Below are 25,151 nucleotides of genomic sequence, written 5' to 3' on the forward strand. Positions count from 1 at the left end.
ATGGGGAGTCTACATGGTGCGGGAAATCCGAACCGTGCGCCATTACCATACATTATAGAATGTAATCTAGTTTCCTAACTCATTTTAACTCATTTCATAGAATTTTTCGGTAAGCAATTGATATAATGATATAAGAAAAGGAGGTACATACATGAAAAGAAGGAAATTGTCTCTTCTCTTAGTGCTTATGATGCTTGTTAGCTTTATTCCGAGACCGGCAAGCGCACAAAGAGATATGAAATTGTGGGTAGAAGGCCGTTATGTTACAGGCGACGTTGCGCCAATCCTATATAATGATCGGACACTCGTCCCGCTGCGCCAGGTTTCCGAAGCATTGGGCCTTGAAGTGGAATGGGATCCCGATGTAAGGCAAGCCCTTATAGTCATCGATGATATTGTCTATGCTTTCCTTCCCGGTGAAAGCTTTTATGGCGCCGGTGATGAAAAAGTCGAGATGGATACAAAGACCATTATACGAAATGATCGGATCTATCTCCCGTTGCGGGTTATTGCGGAAGCATTGGGCAAACCCGTTTCATGGGACAATGAAAACTCCACCGCAGTTGTAGGCACGGGATATTCTAAGCCCACTGTAAAGCCTGCAAGTAACACCTTTGAAGCTGTAAAGGTGGAACGGGTCGTTGATGGAGACACCATTGTGGTCAGTGGCGGTCGTAAGGTAAGAATGATCTTAGTTGACACCCCTGAAACGAAGCATCCAAAAAAAGGCGTAGAATGTTATGGACGTGAAGCATCCAATTTTACAACAAGCCAATTAGCAGGAAAGACCGTGTATCTTCAAAAGGACTTTAGCGAAACAGATCGTTATGGCCGGCTATTACGTTATGTATGGATCGCAAGACCTTCATCTAATAACCCGTCGTATGCCGAAGTAGGGAAAATGTGCTTTAACAGCATACTGATTGAAAAAGGATATGGCAAGGTCGCAACCTTCCCGCCCGATGTAAAATACGCTGATTACTTCTTAGAGAAGCAACAAGCCGCTAGAGGTAACGGAACAGGGTTGTGGGGCCAATGTCCCGTTCAATCGACGCCAAAACCTACTCCTAAGCCTGCGCCGAAACCCGTCGCTCCGAAAGGGCCCGTAGGACAAGGCTATATAAGAGGGAATAGAAACTCCATGATCTATCACCTTCCCGGCGGCGCAAGCTATAACAAGATTTCGCCGAAAAATATCGTCTATTTCAACAGCGAAGCCGAAGCCCAAGCGGCTGGATATAGACGCGCAAAGAGATAATCTATATAATTGAAGTGGATTGAAAAACTCATATAGTTTTTGTAGCGGATACATTTATGTGTCCGTGATTTTTTTGCATTTAAAAAGCGGGGAGCGAACCCCGCTTTTATTATTTGTCGCCGAATTTTTCGATCTGTTTTATGATTTCGTCTTACCAAGTGTGTTGTCTGTGTACTTCGGTGTTACCTTCGCCATCAATGTACGTGGTGATAACGTCCAAATCACATTGTTCATCTGGATCATTGCATTCTGCAAACACTCTATAGAGAACTTGCGGCACGCCCGACTCTCTGGCTTTCTTAATTAAATCCAGCCTTTTTTCCTCTTCTTCTGTAATTTCAGCAAGAAATTCTTCGAAATACTCCTCGACAACGATGCATGCTTCTTCGTTAGTTATTTCAACTTGCTTATAGCCGTCATCCGATAAAATGCCGTCTTTTTCGGCTTTATCTCTTAGCATCTCGCTGTTCCTAAACTTTTCGATCACATTATACATACTAACCAACTTATCTATTTTATGGTTGATAGCATACTTCCTCGCCATGGCGCAGATCTTATCTTCTGGATCGATCTTTACCATGTTGCTTTCGTAGGTAGAGCTATCATAGTAGTAGTACAAAGGCTTGGATAGGTTCTCTTTGTCTTCTTCCGTGAGCGTGTTTTGCCTCTTCCACCGTTGTTCCCTATATACATCTTTCCTGATTTTCCGGTATTCGGTTTTTGCTTTTTTATCGAGTAAACCCATGACGGCATGTTTCTTCCCGTCAATTTCTACAGGATTTTTGAGAGAGATATGAACAATGTCGTCCGCCTTACTGTTATAAACATCACCGATGATAGGTTCGCTTCCGTCGTCGTAAATAATGATGGCATTGTATTTTATGAAGTCCGGGCTATCTGAATCAAAACGAATTTCTCCGCTTTTTCCTCTTTTCGTCTTGAATCTTATCGATCTTTTCATTTCCCTTCCCCCCTTAAGTGTTTTTCCAATGCTTCGGTCACCACTTCGCCTTTTGTTTTGTTTTCTGAAGAACGCCTGGCTTCCAGCTTGTCGTTTAGCCCTATCGGTATCTGCACATGAAGGCCGACCACCTTCTCGTCATCACTATTCACACCGAATTCTCTTTCGTACACTTCAGCATCGAGGTGCATTTTTCCCCATAACTTGGCGTTTTCAAAACTTATCGGGGTAATTTTCTCCGAACCTTGGCTGCTAGCGTCAATCACCTCGTCATAAGTGCTTGCCGATAAACCCACACCATAGATGAAGTATTCTCCCGTTCGCTTCCTGTATAATTCTTCTTTGAACCAATACTTGCTATCTGTTTCCATCCGGCTATATTCGCCGATGTAACCCGCAGTACTGGTGTCGTATACTTTATCCTTAATGATTCTCTTCACGTTTCACCCCCCTAGAATCTTATCTTGATATAATTTTATACTAGAGTTTGTACAAAGTCAAGCGCGAGTTTTATTTTTCTTTAAATATAAAAAGCCTGACACCGGATGTTTCGGCGGCAGACTTCTTAATCTTTCTCGTTCATTTCATTGTACCTGTCAATGATCGGCTGATATATTTCTTTCTCTGCAATTCTGCGTGCTTCCGCTGCATCTTCGGCTGTATCGAAGCTACCTAAATGCTTTTGGGTGCCTCGAATGCATATGTATGCCCTGTATCGTCCACTCTTCATCTTAGATACGCCTTTATAGCCGGTCTTATTGCTTTTTGAAAGGCTCTCATTCAGGGAAGCAATGTTTGTGCCTTCGAATCTGTTCGCATCTCTTGCGTTGTCACCTCTCTGCTTGATTGATTCCATCAATTCCTTTGAGTTTTCACTTCTAAGACAACCGCAAGACTTCCTGCCACCCGTTAACAAATAGCTTGATCTAACAATTATTTCGTTTCCACAATCGCATCGGCATAGATATTGCGAGTTGCCATGTGAATTGACACGTTTAATCACTGTTAGTTTTCCGAATTTCTTGCCTAAGACCTGCTGATCGGTGCGATTATAGCATCGGTCTCTCGTTTGCCTTTCTACGCTGTGCCCACACGATTTAGATTTTCCCAATCGAAGCGTGCTATTACTTACTTCCTTAATCACGCCACAGGAACATTTACATAACGAATAATACGGCCTTGACGCCTCTCCGATGATTTCCCATTCGCCATACTTATCTCCGACCTTCATAGTTTCACCTCGTAAATAAAATATATCACGAAATACCGTTTTTTGGCACAAAAAAAGAGGATAGCCGAAACTATCCCCTCAACATCAAAAAAACGACCTCACAGGATCGAATTTAAGGCTGTTTAATTCTTCATAGATGTGATTCTATGGCTTGTTTACTACTTGCCTTCAATCGACATCTTGGCGTCCCCTACGCGGGTTCCGCTTTCATAAAGCCCTACGGCGGACAATCCAATTACAATGCCGGTTAAAATATGTTCCGGACTAACCCCGGATACCGATACATAGAGAATTGCACCGATTAAAACCGCTGCAATGGGCGCATATTTATTCGGAAGCCCGGCAATTTTGATCGCTTGAACAATTCCTAAGACGGCTGTCGTCATGACAATTGCGTTTTCCATTTTGACCTCCTAAATTCCGGTTTTAATGTTATGGCAATCACATTTATTTTCTACTTTTGCACCGCCATTGATGTTTTCAACTACACTTCGAAAATCTTGAATCTCTTTTTTTAATTCAACGATTTCAGCTTCCAGTTTTTTGTAGGCGCGTAAAACCATTGCCGAAGTTTCTTCCCGTGTCGTGTTCGCTCCAGGGTTCGAACCATCTGTAATTCCAAGTTTCTTTGCTTCTTCAAGCTCGTCTTTTGCCCAGTTCGAGGGCGTTTGGATATCTCTCGTCACGTACTTTTCAACTCCTTTGTCGTATTGTTGCAAGCCCAATCGTTCGATCAGCTGGATCAACTGTTTTCCGTAATCAAGTGCCGTCGCATAACCGCAAGACCGTAAAGCGTTCGCCTGATCCTTGTAATTCTTTGCATTTAGCACTGCTGCGTAATTCTTCCGTCGCCATTCCGTCGATACGAAAAATGCGTCATGATCCATAATTGATTCAGCGATGCTATTGTAGGCGCGGAAGTCGGCGACAATCTCGTAGATTTCCCCGGTAGGCTTTTGCTCTTTTGTTCGTTTAGAGTAGGTTTTTCCATTCCAGTCTTTACTGGCTTTAATGCCGAATAAGTTATTGGCATTTTTCGCTAATTCACTTCTTCCCCACCCGGATTCTAAGATCGCTTGGGCAATAGTCACAGAAGGAAGAATATTTAACTTCTTGCCCTTCAGACAATCCACCACGCTTTGAACAAATTTTTCTTCATTTAAAACCACGGGTGCCGTTTTCTGCGGTACTGTTGACTTCGCCTTCCCGAAGTATTCAGCCACGGCACGGGCCACGGCGTCAGCGGTCTTTTGCAGATTCGTTCGGTAAACCACAGCATCGTTGATGTTGTCGTGGAAGGCATGTTCAACAATCATGTTATGCTTGGCCATTCCATGGCGTAGAATGCCGTAGAAGTTTGATCCGGCGGAATTTCTTCGATACTTCGTTCCACGATTCGGAATGCCGAGAGTTACCGAAACATTAGAGCAGATTCTTTCTCCTAACATCTTAAGCGATTCACGTGGATTGGTGCTGTCCCATACCTCCACGCCACGGACACCGCCGTCACAGGCGTTGGAGTGACAGGATAAAAGCAGATCATAGCCCTTGCCCATGGCGCCGCGCGTCTTCAGCGGGATATCCGGGGCGATGTTTGTTTTTGTCATGCCTACTGTAAAGCCGTAAGCTTCGAGAGCCGGCTTTAAATAATCCCGTGCATAAATAAAATTGCAGTCGCCCTCATTGCAATAAGGGAGATTGCCAACTTGTTTAAAACCTCGATTGTAAGCCCTGCCGCCTCCATGTCCGGGGTCTAGTAATATCTTAACCACTTTACACCTCCAATTGATGAAGCGGGCTATACCGCCACATCATTTTCCCAGTGAATCCACCTTGCCCTCGATTCTGATAAGGATATCGTGGATTTCGTCGTAGTTTTTGCTTTCCTTTAACATTTCAACATCTTTGCGCATTTCAGCTAATACGGCTTCCATGCGTTCGTGATATATCTTGCTATCTTTGATTACACTCGTATTTGATTCGATAACCTTCGTGATTTTTTCAATGGTTTTTGGTGTTTGCCAGAGATACATCGCCGCAATGACGACGAGGACGCCAAAATTCACGATAGGTTGATACAGTTCAAGCATACATCACCTCTTTCTAAGTAAAGAAAAAGAGGCCCGTCATGGGCCCCTATTATTCTTGAATTAAATCTTCTCTGCCTTCGGCGATTAAGATGGCATCGGTGTCGGGTTTGTACCGTTGATAAATTCTAAACCCGAAGATTTGTTTGTATTTAAAAGTACCATCCATAATTCGTAATGCTATAAACATTGACATTATTCCATTCCTCCCATCATTAACATCATATCTGCTAAGGCTTGATTTGCTACTTCTAACTTTTTTTGTATATCTTCAAGATATTCGTCCTTTGACATCTGGATCTCGTCATAGACATACATCTCGCCGCCACTCATTAAATCATTGTCATCACCGCCTTCAAATTTTCTTATATTCGAATGAATATAAACTGTGTCCTTACCTATAATCAATTCCTTCGCAGATTCTTTGCTTCCTCGTACATCTTTCAATCTTTTCATTTCTTCACCTCCGATGTTTTTATAAAAACATTAAACGTGCGCTTAAAGCCGTTGATGCTGATTGTGGACTGAAAAACAAAAAACAAAAAAAGACACCGGCTTTTAATCCGTTCCCAGTCCAACCGCCAAAAAAAAGAAGCTTGTCGGGGTAGCAAACAAAACCATCTGAATAATATGTTGTTTCACTCCCACCAGATTCTTTTGCAATAAATCCAAGTTCGCTTGTTCCATGGGCTTTCTTCGTAAAATCAGAACTAATCGGTGCGCCACCAAAGTTTCTATAACCAACTTTGTCATTATTAAAATTGTCTGTCGCAGTAAAAATATTGAAATTTTTATCACTCGAAATACCGTCAATCGCCCAAAATCTATTGCCGTAAAAATCTTCTATAAATTGGAATCTCATTTGTTGTGTGTCATTTACCGTTCCGTAGTCTACGCCTTTACCATTTGTTGCCCCAGTTGTGTTTGAGGTATTTTCATTACCGCCTGTCAATCCTTTGCCTATGGCCGTTTGTGAATCAAGATTCCCATATTTTAGAACATATATAGCCTGTAAAAATGTAAGCTGATAGAAACCGCACAGGTCATAGCCTTTACCGTTTGCTTGCGCATAGGTTCTGAAATCTGTTATTGACTTATTGTCTTGTGGCTTTTTCCCGGTAACGCTTCTTAGTTTGCTTCCATCTAAGAAACCCAAATAAGCACCAAGATAAAATGCTTCTTTTCTTTTTGCACCCCTTGTGTGGGCATAATACTTGAAGTTATTATCGTCAGGATCTTCTGTCATCGTTACATATACTTTATCTCCGACGGTGCGTATATTTAGACCCATTCTCTTAAATTTGACCATGACATCACCATCAGCCGGACTTAATCCATTTAATTCAGAATCTTTTAGATCCCTAACTTCTTGACCGTTCTTAAACAACACTAACTTCGCACCGAAAAAATCATCCCATTCAGGAGATCCTTTGGTCATGGTTCTAGCGTCATCTTCATATGTGATACAAGTCAGCGGATTAGAATTAGACTGGTCAATCACCGCCGTCATAACACGATAAGGTGGTTTTAATGTTTTTACACTAAGTCCACTACTTGAATTGGAAGCATTGTAAAACTCATTCGCCTTTTTCCGTTGATAAAAAACATAATCGGTATTTGAATTAAGATTTTCAAATTGATTACTTGTTTGCCAACTTCCATTGCCAACTTTATACTCATAATTTGCGTACTTCTTCAAAACAACCGAATTATAATCTGCCTTTTCTAAAACAGGTGCAGAAGGGGGTGTTTGTTCTCCCTTGACGATAGATACCGCTGTTTGTCCGTCTTCGGTATTGTAGTTATTGTCATAATCATAGCTAAAGGCACGATAATAGATATATTTTGCTTTTTCTACGCTTGCATCCGTAAATGACGTTTCTTTGCCGCTATAGATTGTTTCTCCGTCATAAACAGTCGTGGGATAGTTCGATGTGTTCTTTACAATTGCCACGCCAACGAAGTCAGTATCTACAGGATTCGTCCACGTTAGCCTAATGTCGTTTCCGGATGCCTTGGCAGTAAAGCCAATTACCCTCGGCGGCGGTGTTTCATCTTTGGTTTTCTTTCTGCCGAACCCATGGGCTGTCAGCAAATAATCTACGTTCACTTCTGCATTTCCTTTCTATACGCAAAGTCGTTCACATCATAGGTCAAGCCCCATGTCTGCGAGTTAACTAATGTGTTCTTTTTGTAATAATTAAGCTTGACTTGGCTATATCTTGGTGCGGAACCGATTAGCTGTGTTTTAAAGACGAGATTCTCGTCCTTATCCCTGTACTCTACCGTTCTATAAATCCCGTTTCCGTCAACATCGGAAGAAATAACAGATAGATTCCTTAACTGGTCTCTGAATGCATCGTCAAAATCATAAGTTGAAAGCCGCTTCCCTACTACCTTGTCTACTTTTGTCCTTGTAATTCTTCGAAGATCGGCCAAGTTTTCGGATAGATCGTTGTTCTGTAGTTCTACATCCTTCACGTTGCGTGCATAATCATCGATTTTAGAAAGCCCGTTTTTTAACGTTGCGGCTACGACATTTACTTTATTGAGATCTTCTGCATTTCCGTAAATGTAGCCGATTAAATTTTTTACTAACGTGATATTGACTGTTTCGCCAGGTAGCGTATCCTTTGTTTTGAAACATAGAACGTCACCGCTCATTAACAATAGGTCAGCACTGCTATTCTTTTTATTTAGGTCACAACGCAATCCATTCACGCCTTTTACGTCATTCAGATAGACGCTTACACTACCGCTTTCCGTTACATAGCGCACTTTGTATTGACCAGACGTCTTAATTTCAAGTAGTTCACCATTCAAGTTCTTTGTCGGAAGTGTAATATCGACTTTCTCGGGTTCATTTCGGAAGCTTCTTAACAGATCTGCATCATTGTTTGAACGTTCGATTACAGAATTTATTGCATCTATGATCTTTCGGAGCGGGCTTTGCAATTGAAGTTTCTCCATGTGTTCCACCTATCCTAATACCTTTCTTACAACTGTTTTTAAGTTGCTTAGTTCGGGAACCTGGTCGATAGAGTAGATCCCCTTTTTAATGAGAGTCACCCACACCTTGACCAGCCCGCTTTTTTCATTAAATGTCACACTCTACCTCCATCTGCTACTTTATTTTCTTCTCTAGTTCCGCAATATACATGGACAATTCAGCAATGGCTTGCATGACCATTTCTAATTCCATTGTTTGTTCTCCATTATTTGTCACTGCTATCGGATACGCGGAAAGGGCCGGATCTTTAAGAGCAATCTTTGTACCTTCCCCATTTGAGTCGTCAATTCGATAGACCTTCACATAGCTATCTGCATTTTCACGGTTATAGAAAACCATACAGACATCACCTTTTTTGATGATGTCTGATGTTTCCATTGCAGATTCACTTTCGAATATGATCGGTCGGTTATCAAATTTCGGAAGGAAGGTTTCGTTGATAAGGCGTTGGACTTTTTCAACTTTATCTATTCTGGTGTTCGATTCTTCAATCTTTTTTAATTCGGAATTGATGCGGGTGATGAAGGCGTTAAAAGATTCATTCTTTTGGTTCATTTGCCGCCTCCAACTTTTCTACTCGCTCTTCCAACTCTTCAATTCTAAGATATAGGTTCTCGTTTGATTTCGGATCTTTGTCAGCAACGAAAATCAATGCCCCGTTTTCATCTACTTTATATTTCATGGCTACCTCGTCATAATGCATTTCAGATTCTTCACGCGTGGCGTGATCGTCGAGTTGTTGGTCGATAGGTCTACTTTTACACGGAAGTTTTGAGCACTCTCGGTTGTTGCGGTGTAGGTGTATTCGATATAGCCGCCTACTTCCTTCACTTTCCCTTTGCCTTGTTGTGTTAGTGTCTTCCAGGCCTTGCCATCTGTATCCGTTGCATAATAAAAAACCACGCCGGTTCCTGCCGGAGCGTAGACGTCGGCAACAACTTTTACATTCGTAAATGGCGTGTCAGTTCGAAGGTTCCGAATGACATAGCTACTTTTCTCAAGGTTTTTCTTGCCAACAAGAAGCAAGGAATCCATTGCGATAGACGGTGAAATGTTGTGTTTAGCCTTTATATGGGCACGAACCAGCACTTTGTCAATGGATTTGTTAAACGGTAAGTATTCGTTAACCGCTTGAGGAAACCACTCATTTCCGCCATCTGTGCTGCATTCCCATGTTAAGGACGTATCCAACGGAACGGAAGTATCAGCCAACAAGGAAAGACCGTCATAATCCACGCCATTGATCGGCATGAAGTAAAGCATAGATTCCGTTTCGTATTCGTTGCAGTAAAGATTGAATTTCAGGTTCTTGGTTTGGTGTGCCGTCCACGTCATGGCATTAGAAGACGAAAACATAACGCCGGGGATATAAGGATTCTTCATAACAATGGCGCGAGTTAAAATATCTGTTTTGCCAAGATCTTGAACCCATAGCGACGATGTATCAGATTCTGTTAGCACCGAAATAGCGTATTGTTGATCGGCTTTCATGTAGACGGGGTCATCGAATACTACCTTGGTTTCTACACTTGAATCTTGGCTTTCGGTTACTTCTTCCGGGCGCAAGACTTTTTCAGCGAGCACCACCTCGCTTGGATAGCTGTTATCTGTTTCTCTTATCTGTACGATAATGTTGTGTTCCGGATCCACCTTGCTTGCGTAAAGCCCCACGGCCGTCAGTATACGGTCTTCTGTAAAAGCAATAGTTTGTGCAATTGGGTCAACGTATTTCCATACAACGGATTGAAAGACGTAATTTGTCGTTGTGTGAATTGTTCTTGTCGTTTTGAGTGTCCCGTTTGCTGTATACGGGGTTTTACCTATCAAGTCAGGATACGAATCGCTGAAGATCTTTACGTCAACAGTCCCGCATCGTACATTTGGTGGAACGGTAAACGTGGCTTTTACTACGCCGTCTTTGTCTGCCTTTAAAGATTTATTCGCTCCGGAATATAAGTCAGTTTCCGGCTTTGTATCAACAATTATGTCATTGAACATAACTCTAATATTGTTTTGATAAGGACGAAAGTTTTTACCAATGACTGTAATTTCAGTTGGCCGCATAAATTCTACAGCGGATTCAATGGTTCTATACGATGTACTCGTTTCGGTTCTTGTGGAAGTAGTAACTCCTTCCTCTCTATACCAACTATTGGGCGGTGTGATGTTCGCTTTGCGCACAACAGTCCCGCCGTTTTCTTGGACAACAACGTTGTTCGTGTCGATCCATTTGTCAATCGCAGGGAAAATATCAATCGTCGGTGGCGACGGAAAAACGGTATAGGGATTGATTAAGTGTGATTCAGTGGCATACGGCTGAATATCTTTTGTAATCTCTTTTGATTTTCCCGTAGCAATGCGTTTGTAAATGCTATGTGACGTGCTCTTTTCCTTGTCAATCGATAGTCTATGCAACGTTTCCTTGAATCCAGTGGTTAGATACTGTTCAGCAGGATTGATAGATGCCGTGTATTCTTCATGATTCACGTCGGATTTTACGAACGAAATAAAAGAATCTGTCACAATACCTTTTAATTGCGAAACGTCTTCGCCGTCCATGGCTTCTTTGTCCAGGTCAGTAATGGCTTGATTGATCTCCATGTTCTCCATTCGATCAGCCATTTTTTGAATTTTCTCCATTGAATAGCGGAGGTTCTTGGAATTGGTGATATAAAGCGTGTCGTCCATCGGTGCCACGTGAACATAGCCTAAAACAAGAACCTTTTGATCTGCAATATCCGCCGGGGCGATCTTTTCCAATGCGTCCGGTTGGCCTTCTACGACGCGCACATAGCCGTTTTTATCAAGCGTGATAGAGGCAATATAGTGCAAGTAGAAGTCATAGTCTATTTGCATTTGAGACGATTCTACGGGCTTGTCGCCGTCCTCTAGCAACTCAACATAGTAAGAACCACGATCACCTTTTAGCTTGTAGTCTACACCGTGAATCATTTGCTTGTTGTAGGTAAATGTAATGTTATAAGTTGCACCCAAGTTCGGCTGTTTCCCGCCAGGAAGCCACCGGACTGTATCGCCTTCAAGAACGAAGTCTTCATTTTTCTTGTAGGTGACATCGCTATTCACTTGCTTGATGCTTTGAATGTCAACAACGGGGCTGTATCGACTTGCGATGGGGTCAGAGCCATTGATGGAGCCTTGACGCGTTTGAACCGTCGAAACAGAGATCAATGCGGTGACTCTTTTAATATTCGATACAGGAAAATTGTTCAGCCTATATTGGTTCGTTTGATTTTCGTACACTTTCGGCTCACTGAATACATGACGTGTAGCCGTTGAGCGTTTAACTGGAATGGTTGTCGCCGTTTGTTTTTCAACTTCCCAACCTTCTACATAGGCTTTCCCTTCACTTAATGTGAGATAGAGGCTTTCATCGTCATATTGATTTTTTTGAGATAATTCAAGCCCCCACACTTTATAATGTCCTGATTCATCGTAGGTTCGGCGTGCGAGAATTGCCAAGAACAGATCCAATAGCGAACCGTCGTCGTTTGGTTTTTCGTTAATCAAATTGCCGTCTTGCAAAAGGAATATGGTCACTGCATCGTCGTCATTGACTGTCAAGATCACTTCTTGTTTTAAGCGATCCGCACCCTCGAGGCCATAATTCGGAAAACCAGCAGCGGGAGATAGAAGCCTTTTATCTTTCAGGGCACTAACAACTTCATCAACCACCTTCACGCCGATTCTTTCGATGCCTTTTCCTGTGATTTCAACCGTTTGAGAGTGGAAGTCCCTTACAGCACCTTCAAGGTAGATTCTCCCATCAGTAACAGTAACTTTCTTTTCGTTGATAATAATTTGTACGCCACTTTGAATATAACCGTCTTTCAACAAACAATCCGCAACGCCCTTCATGTCTCTTTTCAAGATAAGTTGCGTTTCGTTGAGTTCGGCTGATTGTACGTGCATGCCGGACTTATATAAAACCTGATGATAAGTTTCCTCCAATTGTCGTCCGTAGTAAGGCGATTGCGATTGGTCAAATTTAGCCATATTTCCTCCTAGCACTCTACAATCATAAAATAAGTATCTTTTGTGTCAGATTGTCTCGTAACAACTTTTCTATTGTTGATTACTTCCAGAATCCCAACGTCTTCAATATCTTTTGCCAATAGAACAGATGTGTTTTCAATTCCTTCTTTTGGCTTTACATGAGAGAAGACACCAGTCTGGCGATACGAAACGGGCGGCAATTCTTTAAAATAGATAGTTGTTTCGATCAACACCCACCGGGCCTTATGTTGCATTGCTTCTTCTGTGGTAAGCGTCCTAAACCGCATGCCCGCATAGTCAATTTCACCTTCTGTGTGAGGCTCAACAAGCGTCACGCGGTCTGCCTTCTTCATCCCGACAAGTTCGTCAAGATTTTCGGCATTGATGTCCGGTTCCGGCGGGACAAAACCTTCATCATTTTCTTTTTCCCAAGGTGACGTTCGGCCAATTCCGAAATAAATGTCACTTCCTGTCGCAAGTGAAATGGCACGGGCGCAGTGTGCGGCATTGGTTATAATCGGTCGGCGCTCGTAAATATCGTTGTAAACTGTTTCAATAGCCATGTTTCCTCCTAAATTTTCGTCGTCGTTACGGTAATCGGACGCTGTTCACTTTCTCTGCAATTGGTTTCTTCCATTAGGTTTCGAACAAGTCTTTGGAATGCCCTGGTGTTGATGTTTTTCTTCAAGGCCGTTGGGTCTGCAAGTGCTTCTTCAATCTCTCCTAAAGTGACATTCGAAACTTCCGAAAGAATTTCATCGGCGCTTATAAAATCAAATAGGTCTGATTGACCGAAATAATAGAGGTCGCTTGAGGGTTCGCCTGTTGTATAAGACGTATAGGCACCATTATCTGAAGATTCCATGGACGTAGTGATTGTCATGGGATCCAACGTGATTACCGGCTTTTTCTCCTTGGTACGCGTTCCGTTAAATGATTCTTCCTCCAATGAAATGGCCTCTTCAATGGTCAACTCTTTTCCACTCATATATTCATAGTCGGTCACGTCTAACAAGGCACTTCCGAGGGGATTTCTTATAAAGCCCGTTGCATAGTATTTCCGTGTAAGCTCAATGCCTTCCCAGAAAATATTGGCCATGCCGTCAAGGCGCCCCGAAACGTCAAGGCGACTTCCCATTCCACTGTCCATAAGTTTTGAGGAGGCCCCGTCAATAAGCAGGCGGAAGCCGTCAAATTGATCTGTGGCGTAAATGTACAACTGTTGCCAAATTTTTTGGTAAATATTCTTGTCCCGTTGTTCTCTGATCGGATCCGTCACTACTTCCCAAATCGGAGAAATTGTAAAGGCGATTTTTACTCCACCGGCTTTTATTTTGTTCAAATATCTGATTAGATCAGGCGTGATTAAACTACTGTCCGGAAGTGATACGTCAATGACCGAGTAATTCCAGTATTCATAGGAAATAAGCCTACCTCTGCCATCGAGGTAGCCTCGTACATCTAGCTTGAAAAGTTCTGTCCACGGTTCAAATACGCGGACATCTTTGGCTTCGATTGTTGAATTCCTGTTTTTTCTTTTCAGGTGCCTTGCCGTCGCCTGTTTGATTGATTCAATGGTGTTTTTCGGTGCGGTGATTTCTTCAATGATTCTGATTCGGTAATCGTCGTCACTTTCGCCGTTCCATCGCAAGACATCGTAGGTATTTCCCCAAAAATCCAACCAGTCATCGGTCGCCGTTTCAAGCGCCATCTCCAACTTTGCTATATCCAAGCCATTTCTTCCGATTACCAGGCCTTCATATATTGCATCTACAATGATGTTCTTCGTTCTTCCGTCGGCATCGATATTTAAGCGATATAAAGCCACCAGTGACTTATAGAATATCGAGTTAAGAAAGTTCATTAGTAACCCTCCATCACGATATTGTTTTCTTCGTTGACCTTAATCTGACCGGGGCGAAGCAATTCGTTCGGCAATGCAATTACATCATTGTCATTTTCAAATTTTAGATATTCGATGGACTCTTCGTATAGGTCATAGAGATAGGCGACAAGGGATGAATAATTAAGGTCTTGTGAGGCTTTCATGTTATCGATATATCGTTCAATGGCGGCTGCGATTAAAGCGTCATAAAGTGTGTCGTTGACCTCCGGGCGATAGAATACGCTGGCCGTAACGTCAACGGTTTTCTTTACGATGGGACGGATCTCTACTTCAATTCCGCCGCTCCTGTATTGGTAAGCCGCATAACGTGCCGCCTGCTTTAAGTCGTCACTTAGGTTTCCGTCTCTGTCGTGCACATAGGCAATCATGAAACCAATATGCGTGTCGTCAACGTACACGCCACTTACGCCTGGCGCCTGTTTAATTCCGTATTCCACCGCTTCTTTCGTTCCGCGCTGTAGTGTATGAACATATTCTTTAAATCGTTGTGCCCGGTGGTCATCTGTTTCTTCATCTTTTCCCGTGACGATATCTTCGGTGTTAGCTACAGCAAATACATTGGCTTTTCCAACGGCCAGTTTACATATTTCGCCAGCCACGGCATTTCCACGCTTCCCTGTCTCCTCACATTCAATCAGAATAATACCTGCCTGTGATCCGGCTTCGATTTTCACATTATCTACCGCACGATAAAATGTTCTCTTCATCCGATTGTCTCCGGTGTGGAATCGCGTCCCCTTTTGAATCGTCATTGGGTCTCTTAATGCTTCATCAAAAAATATTGTGACGTAGCCTCTGGCGCGCGTAGCCGGGGTCTTGTAGAAGCCGAATGCGTGATATCCTGAATTTCTGATAGCATAAAATACGGCATTTTGCATGTCGTAATAAAATTCTTCAATTTGCAATGCTACAGATTCAAGCAAAGTTCGTGCCGCACTTCCGACATTAAAGTCAGTGATCTTTTCAGTGTTATAAGAAACGTGCGCAATCAACTTCTTGAGTATGTTTTTTGATCCTTTTACTTTAAAGGCCATAGTCCCTCCCTTCTATCGTCTTAATTTGTATTCAAAATCGAATTCACTGTGAGGCGGTATGGGAATAATCTTTGCGGTAACAACATAAGAATCGTCATATCTTTCGACCTCTATGTCCTGTACATCTTCAACTCTAAAATCCGACCGCAAGCAGGACTCTACCTCGAATCGTATTTTGTTCCGTGTAGCTATCGAATCACGATTCCCGACATACAGATGTAAGTTGGAACCATAATCCGGATGAAGCAATAAACCACCTCTTTTTACCGTCAGTAGGGTCATTAGCTGTTGTGCCAAGTTAGCGATTCCCGAAACGACGTTGATATCTCTTGATCCCCTTAGCTCACCTTTAACAATTTGTTCTACGGGTTTGTCGTCGTAAAGGTCAAGGTCTCTCCCGTACGACTCATTTTCAATTTCAGCTTCCGTTCGGTTTGAAAGCGCATATGCCCTGGCCGAAGGAATGACAATTGTATCCCCCACGCACGCTACATATGGATTGTCTCTGTAAACTGTGGACTCATAAACAGAATCGATGTATGGCGGTTCAAGTTCGTTAATCTCTGCGATGCTTCGCCAATCCTTGACCTGATAAAGCCTGGCAAGCTTTTGAAGTGAATCGCCAATTTTAATTTTGTGAGTTACTATTCCTCTCAACGCCTATTCACCTCGATGTATTTCTTTCCAAGTTCATACTTCGCCGCTTCTACGTTCAGAAGCAATGTCTGTAAGTGATGCATAAGATAAGACGATGCAACAACGTCTTCATCTTCAAGTTTTGCTCTCACATATCTGATGTTGTTGATTAGGCGATCCAGCCGTTCTGAACCAAGTTCCCCATACTCATAATCAGATCCTAAATATGTCAATGCGAACAAAGACCACCTTAGGCTATATGAATCAAGAAGAATGAACAGGACGTGGCGATAATAGGCCGAAAGCCTCAATCGTCGTTCGGTTTTGAGCACGTCAAATATGGCTGAATCGTTGAACATTTTTGAATTTGAGTACAAAAAAAGAGCGTCGTATAAGTTTGTCGCTCCTGATGAATTCGATGATGTCAGTACATACGTTGTATCTATGATGTTTGGGCTTAGTTCTATGGCTTTCGTGTGTATCAGCGAAGTTAGTATTGAAACCTTGTTCGAAAACTCATATTTTATAGGGCCGTCGTAAAACTTGTCGTTATCTATGTCCAGGCATACAAGGGAAGCAAGGCGTAAGGCTTTGGCAGTTTGATGCCCCGTTGTCGGGGCCCATCGAATTGAATCGAATTTTGTTCCAACAAGTGGAGATAGATTTTCAATAATTGTTTCAAGCATATTCTTGCTCCTATTGTTGCGGCATTACACGAGTTGATGACGTTCGAGTATAAATTAAATCGCCGGATTGTCCCCCGTTTTCTTTCATTTTGCCGGACGATGATTTTTCCATGTTTTCATACATTACATCATCAAGCACCAATTCACTTTCAAAAGTAAACTTCGATTTCCCGCTACTTTTTTCGACTTTATCTCTGTCGTTAATCGTTTCATCCTTTGTTTTTGGCGTTCCAAGTGGATTCCCGACAATCTGAATATTAGCCTTCGGCTTAGGGTCTCCCACTCTTCGAATGGCGTACAGAGATAAGTCATACTTATACAAAAGAGGCTGATTGACATTCCTGGATAGCCCCATACGAATCGGAACACATACATACGCCTCGCCATCCGTATGGTTGTAAAATTTCAAAAATTCTTTTACTTCTTCCCCGTAGGTAATGTCATTGATTGATCTCTCTACCAGTTTTTTGAATTCTACAAATTTATTGTAGCCCTCGTTTGCGTCCTTTTTGTTTCCTTTAAATCCGGTTGTACCGATTATGGATAACTCCTTTATCCCTTCGCCGTATGCATCTATAAATGCGCCGACTTTTGTGTATTGGAGATTAAGCTTGTTGCTTATTTTTAATTCGTACACTTCCGGATTCAATGTAAACTTGTAACTTTGCCCTTTAAACTCCATTTCCATTCTTGCCAGTTGTCTGGTTCCGTTGGCGTTTCCATTCATTATTCTTCCTCCACAATATCAGAAACGGTTATTCCAGGATCCGCTTCAACAATAGAAATGGAAGGGGCTATCATACTAATTGACTTCATGGACTTTACATTAAGCGATTCTGTCGTCTTCACGTCCACGCCATCTTTTCCTATGGTTACTTTTGTTGCGCAATCATCCTCGCGGTACGTGACTGTAATTTCGCCATCTGCCGCTATTTTCACCTTGCTATATTTTTTGCTGTCAATATAGGAAGGTATGTTTCGCTCGTCTTTCGGATAAACAATGTCGTCGTCTGAACGCCGAAGCGTTCGATGTTCATAAATGACCGGTTCGTCAGGACGACGCTTCTTTTTCGGTGTATCCCTTTGAGATACCACTTCAAAATTATCTTCATCGTCAAGCTGCATCATAAACAGCTTGTCTTCTTTATCCCTTGATACTCTCGTAATGCCTTTTGCCGCATCGTGATAGAATCTGTTGTAATTTGTCTTCTCGTCGTCCTCGTACCTGTTTTTTGTTACAAGTAAGTAATTGAACGGTTCGTAATCATAAAGTTCTTTATCCACGCCAATGGTTTTATAAGAGAATTTGTTTTTAGGTGTTAAGTCATCCCATCTGAAATCATCTTCCCTGTGGTCGCTCATTTTTTCTTTTTTACCGACAAAAAAAGCACGTGTATTTGAACCTTTTTCGAATTCGCCGGAAGCATTCATGTAAGAGAAGTCTTGAAGTCGCGTCGAGGTCATCCTCTCTTCTCTCTCGTTGAACACCTCTCCTCCGACGTTCATTCTTGGAGCGTGCTTTCTTGCATTGTCAATGCTTGGAAGTGTGCCTAAAATAATCGGCTTTCCTTTTAGCGCATCGATGTAGCCGATAACTACCGTCTGTCCGGGTGCAAGCGGTGTAATATCTCCATAAACAGATTGGTATTTATCATCAAAACCGCTGTATCGTTCAAGTTGAAAACATGATATTTTTCCGCTTGTTTCGTAGTTATCACCCATGTAGGCGCTCCCTATCAAGACGACGTCTACCGTTTGCTCTCTTTCGTAAACTTTTACAACTTTTGCCAAAGAAAGCATGCCACCATTGTTTAAGTCGGCACGCCCGCCATATTGGACGCTACCTAAATTTGATTGTAACCGCATAGATCATCCTTTCGGCAACACGCAAACACGATAGCATTTTTGCCATCGGCTTGGATTGAAATTCTTTCGCTTGGCGGCAGGTTCGCTTCCGCTATGTGCCCCAAACGTTCCACCTTCGTCAGTTATAAATTCAGTATGTCCGGGGCGCCAAACAATATCCCATGGCTTCGCTTGACTCATCGGCACCTCGTACCACAAGCTACACTGCATCTGTCCGTTTCTGGTGCCGGGGGCACTTGTACCACGCCAGTTTCTTCCCAATGCATCCATAACTGACTTATAGACCAGTGAAGAACAATCACTATGCGAGTCGCTTGGATCCATTCTAAGGGCATTGCTATAGGGTTGTCCTGTACGTTTTAATGCACATGTTTTTAGCTTTTTCCTGAACCCTGTAGGATCGTTCGTAGGCGTCAACGGCATGGCGTTTGCACCGCCGCCACTGCTTCCGCTTCCACTCCCGTCTCCCGAATCAGTCGGCATTTGTTGCATCGTCGGCTGAATACCGCTAATTTCGTATAGATCATCGCTAGTAATCAACTCATATTCGTTCCACGGTTTCTTAAATCGCTCGCCTAATGGAAGACCTCTCGTAACTGCAAGATCAGTCGTCCACCCTTCGCTCCATATAAAATGGTGGGACACGTTTTCTACATAGTATTCAATCTGCGAAGACGGCATTAGAAGCCTGGTTCCGATTTGATAAAGCGCATTGCCGCGTACCGTTACCGTCCCATTCTCCATAATGTTGTTTTTAATGTTCCAGTTAAAAAGATCGATTGTTTTCTTCGATACACCGCCTTCTCCGACGGCATTTACGGAATCTTGACTCACGCCGTTTTCCGCTCTCAACTTATCAGCATATTCTTTTACTGATTTTTCATCAGCATCTTCAAGTGCCTTTATCTTCGCATTCTTTTCCTTTAAATGCTTTTCAAGCGCTTCTTTCGATAAGAGGTTTGTAACAGTTGCATCTTTGCTGAATGCGGCTATTTTTTCATCGCGTTTCGATTTTAATTCTTTTTCATAGGACTTTATTTTTTCTTCCGTCATGGCACGGGTTTGTTCATCGAAAACTTTTCTTCCTTCATCAAGCTTTTTCTCTGCTGACGTTTGCTTTTTTTCGTTTACTTCCCACTTGATGGATCGTATCGGAACGCCTATAGGGATTCCTCCATCCCCTTTTCCGCCCTTTTTTTTCTTTTTTGATCCAATGCCAATGTAAGGCGCCGGGTCAACTGCTTTACCGTTGACGTGTACTTCAAAGTGCAAGTGAGCGCCGGTGGACATCCCCGTAGATCCTACGTTCGCTATTTGCTGTCCCCTTTGTACCGTTGCTCCAATCTTGAAGTTTGGCTTTCTTATCAAGTGCTGATAGCGTGTCAATAAGCCGTTATTATGCTGTATATCAATGTAGTTGCCACGCGCGTTATCATACCTGATGTTTTTTACAGTTCCGGATTCAGCTGCATAGACCGGCGTTCCACTCGTCGCCCCAAGGTCAACGCCAGAGTGAAACTTTCTCGTTTTTTGAATAGGGTGAATACGCCATCCGAATGGCGAAGTACAGCTGGCGCCGGGGGCTGTAGGAAATCCAAGTTGGCCGCTTCCTCCACCATTAGGAGCAAATCCACCTCCTTCACCTGATCCGTCACCGGCGGGCGCTCCTCCGGGAACCATTCCGCCACCTGGCATCATGCCACCCGCACCCATGCTCTCCATACGTCCTTGTGCTTCAGCTATGGCACTCAATGAAATGTATTTGCTTACTACTTCCAGGCGCCGAAGGCCATATCTCTTGTAGTAAGGTCTGTACCACAAAGGTGTACCAAACACCATGTCAAGTGACGATACAATCGATTCACCCTTAACGCTATAAACCGTATACGTTTCGAGGTCTGAACGTCCCGTTTGAGCGTTTACAAGTTCTAATTCATCTAGTTGAACAATCGGTAATTCTTTCCATCTGTCGGGATTAAAAGGTGTTGGCCTAACAATAAATGTAGGCTTGTCATTCACAACTTCCCAGAATGCCTCATAAAACGGCGCATTCCTAAGTTCCTTAATGTAATCCCATAGACCGCCTTGATAGCTGTAGTAGTCCATGACATTTCCAAGGGATTCGTCTTTATCATCCGGATTTTCTTCATAAATGGTTTGAACATAGTCTTTCCATCTTTTCCCATTCGCAAAACCCATGTCAATTCCCTTATCCATGTAATACTTTAGAACCGTTTCAATGGCCGAGGCGGGCGTACATTGACCAAATCCCGCACTTTGCCCTTCAAAAAATCCGGCTATACTGTAGCCAACATCTAATTCTTGTATTGCGCCGATTCCGAATTGTACAAGGGCCTTGTTAAAGCCTCTTCCTGCAACCGTGATGGTTCTTTTCGGTTGTAAGTCCACATAAGACCACGTTTTATAAATGGTATCTACCATGCCGAAAAATACCGGCTTTTTGTTGCTCCCACGGCCTAATTCGATAGTAACAAGGTCATTGCCGTGAATCTGATTGAACCAAAATTCTTTGAAAACTAAAACTATGGTGAATGTAGGCGCATCGTCCGCACCTAAGTCTCTTGATGTTTCAATGGAGAGAATGTCAAAGTCTAAGTCATTCGTGCTTATGTTTTGTATTCGTTGGTCTATTTCGAGGTTTCCTTCTTCCGTAGCAAATGTAACTTTCGCATACGGTTCGCCGACAAGCACCTGCACATTGACACCTCCTTATACCGGTCTACGTTGGAATGATTGATTCAGCTTAAAGCCGTTAAGTGTATTTCCTTTAGTGGCTTGTTGCAAGTAGTTCTTGATGATCTGAATTAGCTTGGCATCTACGCTTTCGTTGGCGGTGAGATTGATGTTTAGCGTTTGAACATTAGTGTTTTGCGTACTGTTTCGTTGGCCCTCTCTGTAATCTTTTGCATCGAAGCGATTTAATACCGCTTCATCTTTATGCAGATATGCCAATTGATCTTCCGCTACACGATCCACGCCAATTGCGTAGGATTTTTTCGCATACTTGCTGTATACCTGGTTCGCATATTTTTTGCGGTTGTTCATCATGGGCTTTCCGCTTCGTTCATAGACACGGTCAAATAAATATGTGGCATTATCGACGCTTGATGATCCCTTGAACGATTTTAGGCTTGAATTTTGTTTTTTCCAGAATGGATTGAGGTTCTTATTGTTCATCTCCATATCGATAAATTCAAGTTGCGTTTGGAAGTCGTCCCAGTTCCTGTTCTTGCTCTTGGCATACTTTACCAGTTCGTTCCACCGGTCGGACTTGTATGTCCATTGGGCGAGACCACGTCCGGGGCCGCCTTTTTGATGTAACGACGGATTAAGATCTGTTCCGGATTCTTGCATGAGGTTTCCGATGATACCTGCAGCCGCTTGCGAAGAATAACCTCTACTTTTGAAGAAGTTAAAAGCTTTTTCGTGATTGTTATTTCCTTTTAAAGGGCCTACAGAACCACCACCACTCGTACCTCCGCCACTGTCGGCATCTCCGCCTCCGGAACCTGCCATGTCCACGCCACCCATCATGCCGTTGGCATATTGTTGCGCAAACTGTTCTCTTTGAGCATTCGCACTATTCGTGTTGGTTCTATTATCTCCGGTTTCTAGCCGACGAACACTTCCGTCAGGCGCCGTTAAGTCTTCTCCAAGGAATCCACCTAACATCCTGTCTACAAGAAGTTCCTCTTTCTTCAAGATCTTTTCTTTTCTTGTCAGAAGGCTTGATTCACTCTTAACTTCGCCTTTTTTAGCTTCACTAATTCGGCCATCATCAGCCTTTTCACCTTCAGTGGAAAAAGCGTCATAAGCGCCTTCGCCTAATTTTCTTCCTGCTTTACCGCCTAATAAACCAAGTGCGATACCACCAATACCGCCAACAACCGCCCCGACGGCTGTTCCTGCACCAGGTAAAATAGCCGAACCTGCGGCTGCACCTAATTTGGCACCGGCGAGACCGCCACCGATGGATCCGAGGCCTTCGCCTACATCACCTGCCGCACCTTTCATGTCGCCTTCGGCTGCACTTGAAATAGCTTTCACGCCGTAAACCGCACCCGTTATTCCAACTCCGGCCTTTCCAATAACTTTACTGTTCTTGCCTAAAAATTCACCGGCTTTTCCGAGAGATCCGGCGGCTCCAATGACGTTTGCGGCTTCATCTGCGTTATTTGCTACTGCCGCTGTGGTGTTTGCGATATCATCCGCGCTATTGGCCGTCGTGGTAGTTGCTTTCATCGCATTTTTTACCGTGTTGATTATGCCTGCGCCTGTGGTAGCGCCTCCGGATGCGGCCGCACCGGCTTGTTTTCCGCCACCACCGATGACCTTACCAGAAATTTTGCCACCAACCTTGCCCAATAGACCGTATCCACTCATGCCCATGGCAATGGATGCGCCACTTTGGATAGGCACGGGAAGTGCATTGTAAATGCCCTTTAGGGGCGATGTAACGCTATTTAAGGCATTGCCCGCTTCTGCTTGCGCGTTTCCCTTGTTGGCGTCATAACGCTCTTGCTTCATGGCCCTGGACTTATCGACATATTTGAAGTTGTCGTCAATGGCTTTTTTGCCATCTTCTTCGCTTACAGCGTTTTGAGCACTTTTAAAATCACCATTTAACAACGCTTTGGATACTATGTTCGCCGTCTCTTGCTTTAATCCTTTTTGCGCAAGGAATAGCGATAACATTGTTTCGTCCATTCCAAAGGCTTTAGCGTTTCTTCCAATAGCTTCTAAGGATTCACTTGAGGTTATATTTTCCGCTCTTTCACGAGCCTTTTTTAGGCCTTCAGGCCCATATCCGAGTTCGCTACCATACCCAACCATTCGAATGGTTTGTTCATCATTGGGATTAGCCAGGCCTTGTAGTTGCCCCACGACTTCAGCGCCTTTGTCTCCCTTTAAGGCGGGGTTAATATTAGCAAGTGCCGCTTGCAAATTAGCGGCCTCTTTAAAGTCTTGAGAAGATACTTCAAGTTTCCCGCTTGTAATGGTTTCGGCGATTTGATTCAGTGACCTAACCTGTTCTTCTTCACGGCCTTTCATGCCATTTTTTTCAGTGGCGGCCGCTTGAATGTTTAGGTATTCACTCATGTTGCCTTGGCCAAAGGCTCCGCGCTTCACTTGTGCGTTAAAGCCTTCGGCAAGGATCGAAGAATCAATGCCGTAGGCCCTTGACATCCGCATGGCGGATTCTGTATCTAATGCAAGGGATTCATTGTCTTTAAAACCACCTCGAAGAATGCTTCTTTGGGCTTCAAAGGATTCGTCGTAGTCGTAACCATATCGACGACCGATCTTCCCAAGTTCTCGTCTTGGAGTGGTAAAGTCCGAACCGAAATAGTTGAGGCGACCATAAAGCCGCATGGATTCAGAATCAAGGCTCTTTGCTTGCGATGCACCTGCCGAAGCATAGCTTTGAGCGTATTTTGCCGCTCCGATAGCCGCCCCAATTTTTTCTAAAAACTTTGAATTGTTCTCCGGAACATTTGCCTTAGAATCCTTGGTTTTAAGTGGCGGTGAGGTGCTTTTTGCGTTCTGTCCTGTCGAATGGCCGCCTACCGGCCCTTTTGTATTCTTGGATAGCCTGTCAATTGCCTGTATAAGGCCTTTTATGTCTGTTCCTAATTGATCTACCGCTTCGGAAAAATCTGTTTCTTCTGTGCTTACCATCTCTATCTTTCCCACGGTTTTTTGAGAACCTACGGCCATCTTCCCAACTTGCTTGATTCGCTTGTTAAGATCTTCAATTTCTTTTTTTGCGGCATTTGTATCGGCGCTAACACGTATCCTTACGTCCTTACTCATCGGTCACCTCCTCCCATTCATCGGCATTGTTAACATTGAATTCCGCCATATCTACAGGCGGTGCTTCCTCGTTGAAGTAATCTTCGAAATCTTGATCGTAGAACGAATTCTTGTACTTTCTTACGTTCTCCGGATCTTCAAAGTAAATAAGCCAGTCCATAAACGCCATATCGAAGACGTTCATGTCATTTAGCTTTTCACTGTAGATCGGAACGCCTAATAGCTTACTTGCCCTCCACAGCCTCTGAATCTTCGGCTTGACTGCCAGTTCCTTCAGCGCTTCTATCTTCATCTTTTCTTCGAAACGAATTGATGAAGTCGACTACCTCCTTATACACGTCGATAATCACTTGTTGATCGTCGATTTTATCAATCACGAACCATTCAGGTGTCTCATCTAATACGACGCTTAAATAGGCGATACTGTAGGCGAAGTCATAGACACGCGCCGGGAAGTATTCAAGATCTGCGCCGGAAATCAATTGAGATAAGGCACTTTGGATTCTGATTTCATCTTTTAGAGAAGGGTAGTGGGCGGTAAACTCACCGCTTACCGCTTCACCCTGTACTACACCTTCGATAGTGAATGTATGCTTCCGTTCGTTGACTAATAGCAATTCTTTCATA

26 protein-coding genes are annotated in these 25,151 nt (G+C 43.3%); 1 reads left to right on the forward strand and 25 read right to left on the reverse strand.

All coding sequences use genetic code 11. The features are described 5' to 3' along the window. Window positions 1–151 precede the first annotated feature (151 nt). Window positions 152–1,258: a stalk domain-containing protein gene (locus tag WKT05_RS00890; protein ID WP_340412510.1), complete on the forward strand. Its 1,107-nt coding sequence runs from the start codon at window positions 152–154 to the stop codon at window positions 1,256–1,258. 151 nt (window positions 1,259–1,409) lie between these two features. Here WKT05_RS00890 and WKT05_RS00895 read toward each other — a convergent pair whose 3' ends face one another. The 25 genes from WKT05_RS00895 to WKT05_RS01015 form a co-directional block, all read right to left on the reverse strand. Then, window positions 1,410–2,219, reverse strand: coding sequence for a hypothetical protein (locus tag WKT05_RS00895; RefSeq protein WP_340412511.1), 810 nt, complete (start codon window positions 2,217–2,219; stop codon window positions 1,410–1,412). Beyond that, window positions 2,216–2,659 (reverse strand): hypothetical protein, encoded by a 444-nt coding sequence (locus WKT05_RS00900; RefSeq protein ID WP_340412512.1) that lies wholly within the window; start codon window positions 2,657–2,659, stop codon window positions 2,216–2,218. Before WKT05_RS00900 ends, WKT05_RS00895 begins: the two co-directional genes overlap by 4 nt. Before the next feature lie 125 nt (window positions 2,660–2,784). Next, window positions 2,785–3,450 (reverse strand): AP2 domain-containing protein, encoded by a 666-nt coding sequence (locus WKT05_RS00905; protein ID WP_340412513.1) that lies wholly within the window; start codon window positions 3,448–3,450, stop codon window positions 2,785–2,787. 158 nt (window positions 3,451–3,608) lie between these two features. Beyond that, on the reverse strand, window positions 3,609–3,854 hold the full coding sequence (locus WKT05_RS00910; RefSeq protein WP_340412514.1) for a hypothetical protein: 246 nt from the start codon (window positions 3,852–3,854) through the stop codon (window positions 3,609–3,611). 9 nt (window positions 3,855–3,863) lie between these two features. Continuing rightward, the gene (locus WKT05_RS00915) at window positions 3,864–5,222 is read right to left on the reverse strand and encodes a glucosaminidase domain-containing protein (protein WP_340412515.1); all 1,359 of its coding nucleotides are present in this window, start codon (window positions 5,220–5,222) and stop codon (window positions 3,864–3,866) included. 39 nt (window positions 5,223–5,261) lie between these two features. Next, a complete protein-coding gene (locus tag WKT05_RS00920; protein WP_340412516.1) occupies window positions 5,262–5,540 on the reverse strand; it encodes a hypothetical protein in 279 nt (92 codons plus the stop codon). A 49-nt stretch (window positions 5,541–5,589) separates the two neighbouring features. After that, window positions 5,590–5,733, reverse strand: a complete 144-nt coding sequence (locus WKT05_RS00925; protein ID WP_340412517.1) for a hypothetical protein — start codon at window positions 5,731–5,733, stop codon at window positions 5,590–5,592. Further along, a complete protein-coding gene (locus WKT05_RS00930; protein WP_340412518.1) occupies window positions 5,733–5,993 on the reverse strand; it encodes a hypothetical protein in 261 nt (86 codons plus the stop codon). The genes WKT05_RS00925 and WKT05_RS00930 overlap by 1 nt, the downstream gene beginning before the upstream one ends. Before the next feature lie 19 nt (window positions 5,994–6,012). Next, window positions 6,013–7,647, reverse strand: a complete 1,635-nt coding sequence (locus WKT05_RS00935; protein ID WP_340412519.1) for a hypothetical protein — start codon at window positions 7,645–7,647, stop codon at window positions 6,013–6,015. Further along, a complete protein-coding gene (locus WKT05_RS00940) occupies window positions 7,644–8,507 on the reverse strand; it encodes a hypothetical protein (RefSeq protein ID WP_340412520.1) in 864 nt (287 codons plus the stop codon). The genes WKT05_RS00935 and WKT05_RS00940 overlap by 4 nt, the downstream gene beginning before the upstream one ends. Window positions 8,508–8,516: 9 nt before the next feature. Beyond that, on the reverse strand, window positions 8,517–8,645 hold the full coding sequence (locus tag WKT05_RS00945; protein ID WP_340412521.1) for a hypothetical protein: 129 nt from the start codon (window positions 8,643–8,645) through the stop codon (window positions 8,517–8,519). Window positions 8,646–8,661: 16 nt separating this feature from the next. Further along, entirely contained in the window at window positions 8,662–9,102 is a 441-nt protein-coding gene (locus WKT05_RS00950; protein WP_340412522.1) for a hypothetical protein, read from the reverse strand. Then, complete coding sequence (locus tag WKT05_RS00955) at window positions 9,086–9,229, reverse strand: hypothetical protein (protein WP_340412523.1); 144 nt, start codon at window positions 9,227–9,229, stop codon at window positions 9,086–9,088. The genes WKT05_RS00950 and WKT05_RS00955 overlap by 17 nt, the downstream gene beginning before the upstream one ends. Window positions 9,230–9,231: 2 nt before the next feature. Continuing rightward, the gene (locus WKT05_RS00960; protein WP_340412524.1) at window positions 9,232–12,561 is read right to left on the reverse strand and encodes a DUF4815 domain-containing protein; all 3,330 of its coding nucleotides are present in this window, start codon (window positions 12,559–12,561) and stop codon (window positions 9,232–9,234) included. 8 nt (window positions 12,562–12,569) lie between these two features. Beyond that, window positions 12,570–13,124 carry a hypothetical protein gene (locus tag WKT05_RS00965; protein ID WP_340412525.1) on the reverse strand — a complete coding sequence of 185 codons (555 nt, stop codon included), beginning with the start codon at window positions 13,122–13,124 and terminating at the stop codon, window positions 12,570–12,572. A gap of 8 nt (window positions 13,125–13,132) precedes the next feature. Next, entirely contained in the window at window positions 13,133–14,425 is a 1,293-nt protein-coding gene (locus WKT05_RS00970; RefSeq protein ID WP_340412526.1) for a hypothetical protein, read from the reverse strand. Then, window positions 14,425–15,501, reverse strand: a complete 1,077-nt coding sequence (locus WKT05_RS00975) for a baseplate J/gp47 family protein (protein WP_340412527.1) — start codon at window positions 15,499–15,501, stop codon at window positions 14,425–14,427. The genes WKT05_RS00970 and WKT05_RS00975 overlap by 1 nt, the downstream gene beginning before the upstream one ends. A 12-nt stretch (window positions 15,502–15,513) precedes the next feature. Then, on the reverse strand, window positions 15,514–16,158 hold the full coding sequence (locus WKT05_RS00980) for a hypothetical protein (RefSeq protein ID WP_340412528.1): 645 nt from the start codon (window positions 16,156–16,158) through the stop codon (window positions 15,514–15,516). Then, entirely contained in the window at window positions 16,155–16,823 is a 669-nt protein-coding gene (locus WKT05_RS00985) for a hypothetical protein (RefSeq protein ID WP_340412529.1), read from the reverse strand. The genes WKT05_RS00980 and WKT05_RS00985 overlap by 4 nt, the downstream gene beginning before the upstream one ends. 10 nt (window positions 16,824–16,833) lie before the next feature. Beyond that, a complete protein-coding gene (locus WKT05_RS00990) occupies window positions 16,834–17,550 on the reverse strand; it encodes a hypothetical protein (protein WP_340412530.1) in 717 nt (238 codons plus the stop codon). After that, complete coding sequence (locus WKT05_RS00995; RefSeq protein ID WP_340412531.1) at window positions 17,550–18,689, reverse strand: hypothetical protein; 1,140 nt, start codon at window positions 18,687–18,689, stop codon at window positions 17,550–17,552. Before WKT05_RS00995 ends, WKT05_RS00990 begins: the two co-directional genes overlap by 1 nt. A gap of 3 nt (window positions 18,690–18,692) precedes the next feature. Further along, window positions 18,693–21,407 (reverse strand): peptidoglycan DD-metalloendopeptidase family protein, encoded by a 2,715-nt coding sequence (locus WKT05_RS01000; RefSeq protein WP_340412532.1) that lies wholly within the window; start codon window positions 21,405–21,407, stop codon window positions 18,693–18,695. A 12-nt stretch (window positions 21,408–21,419) separates the two neighbouring features. Next, the gene (locus tag WKT05_RS01005) at window positions 21,420–24,524 is read right to left on the reverse strand and encodes a phage tail tip lysozyme (RefSeq protein ID WP_340412533.1); all 3,105 of its coding nucleotides are present in this window, start codon (window positions 24,522–24,524) and stop codon (window positions 21,420–21,422) included. After that, on the reverse strand, window positions 24,517–24,816 hold the full coding sequence (locus tag WKT05_RS01010; RefSeq protein WP_340412534.1) for a hypothetical protein: 300 nt from the start codon (window positions 24,814–24,816) through the stop codon (window positions 24,517–24,519). Before WKT05_RS01010 ends, WKT05_RS01005 begins: the two co-directional genes overlap by 8 nt. Then, entirely contained in the window at window positions 24,749–25,150 is a 402-nt protein-coding gene (locus WKT05_RS01015; protein WP_340412535.1) for a hypothetical protein, read from the reverse strand. Before WKT05_RS01015 ends, WKT05_RS01010 begins: the two co-directional genes overlap by 68 nt. Window position 25,151: the final 1 nt, after the last annotated feature.

Origin of the sequence: Peptoniphilus sp. HCN-40583, from assembly GCF_037892835.1 — a bacterium.
GTDB lineage: Bacteria > Bacillota > Clostridia > Tissierellales > Peptoniphilaceae > Aedoeadaptatus > Aedoeadaptatus rachelemmaiella.

Excerpts from the sequence above, each read along its gene's own strand:
- WKT05_RS00890 (WP_340412510.1), top strand. The coding sequence starts at position 152 with ATGAAAAGAAGGAAATTGTCTCTTCTCTTAGTGCTTATGATGCTTGTT.
- WKT05_RS00895 (WP_340412511.1), bottom strand. The coding sequence starts at position 2,219 with ATGAAAAGATCGATAAGATTCAAGACGAAAAGAGGAAAAAGCGGAGAA.
- WKT05_RS00905 (WP_340412513.1), bottom strand. The coding sequence starts at position 3,450 with ATGAAGGTCGGAGATAAGTATGGCGAATGGGAAATCATCGGAGAGGCG.
- WKT05_RS00910 (WP_340412514.1), bottom strand. The coding sequence starts at position 3,854 with ATGGAAAACGCAATTGTCATGACGACAGCCGTCTTAGGAATTGTTCAA.
- WKT05_RS00920 (WP_340412516.1), bottom strand. The coding sequence starts at position 5,540 with ATGCTTGAACTGTATCAACCTATCGTGAATTTTGGCGTCCTCGTCGTC.
- WKT05_RS00925 (WP_340412517.1), bottom strand. The coding sequence starts at position 5,733 with ATGTCAATGTTTATAGCATTACGAATTATGGATGGTACTTTTAAATAC.
- WKT05_RS00930 (WP_340412518.1), bottom strand. The coding sequence starts at position 5,993 with ATGAAAAGATTGAAAGATGTACGAGGAAGCAAAGAATCTGCGAAGGAA.
- WKT05_RS00940 (WP_340412520.1), bottom strand. The coding sequence starts at position 8,507 with ATGGAGAAACTTCAATTGCAAAGCCCGCTCCGAAAGATCATAGATGCA.
- WKT05_RS00950 (WP_340412522.1), bottom strand. The coding sequence starts at position 9,102 with ATGAACCAAAAGAATGAATCTTTTAACGCCTTCATCACCCGCATCAAT.
- WKT05_RS00955 (WP_340412523.1), bottom strand. The coding sequence starts at position 9,229 with ATGAAATATAAAGTAGATGAAAACGGGGCATTGATTTTCGTTGCTGAC.
- WKT05_RS00960 (WP_340412524.1), bottom strand. The coding sequence starts at position 12,561 with ATGGCTAAATTTGACCAATCGCAATCGCCTTACTACGGACGACAATTG.
- WKT05_RS00965 (WP_340412525.1), bottom strand. The coding sequence starts at position 13,124 with ATGGCTATTGAAACAGTTTACAACGATATTTACGAGCGCCGACCGATT.
- WKT05_RS00970 (WP_340412526.1), bottom strand. The coding sequence starts at position 14,425 with ATGAACTTTCTTAACTCGATATTCTATAAGTCACTGGTGGCTTTATAT.
- WKT05_RS00975 (WP_340412527.1), bottom strand. The coding sequence starts at position 15,501 with ATGGCCTTTAAAGTAAAAGGATCAAAAAACATACTCAAGAAGTTGATT.
- WKT05_RS00985 (WP_340412529.1), bottom strand. The coding sequence starts at position 16,823 with ATGCTTGAAACAATTATTGAAAATCTATCTCCACTTGTTGGAACAAAA.
- WKT05_RS00990 (WP_340412530.1), bottom strand. The coding sequence starts at position 17,550 with ATGAATGGAAACGCCAACGGAACCAGACAACTGGCAAGAATGGAAATG.
- WKT05_RS00995 (WP_340412531.1), bottom strand. The coding sequence starts at position 18,689 with ATGCGGTTACAATCAAATTTAGGTAGCGTCCAATATGGCGGGCGTGCC.
- WKT05_RS01005 (WP_340412533.1), bottom strand. The coding sequence starts at position 24,524 with ATGAGTAAGGACGTAAGGATACGTGTTAGCGCCGATACAAATGCCGCA.
- WKT05_RS01010 (WP_340412534.1), bottom strand. The coding sequence starts at position 24,816 with ATGAAGATAGAAGCGCTGAAGGAACTGGCAGTCAAGCCGAAGATTCAG.
- WKT05_RS01015 (WP_340412535.1), bottom strand. The coding sequence starts at position 25,150 with ATGAAAGAATTGCTATTAGTCAACGAACGGAAGCATACATTCACTATC.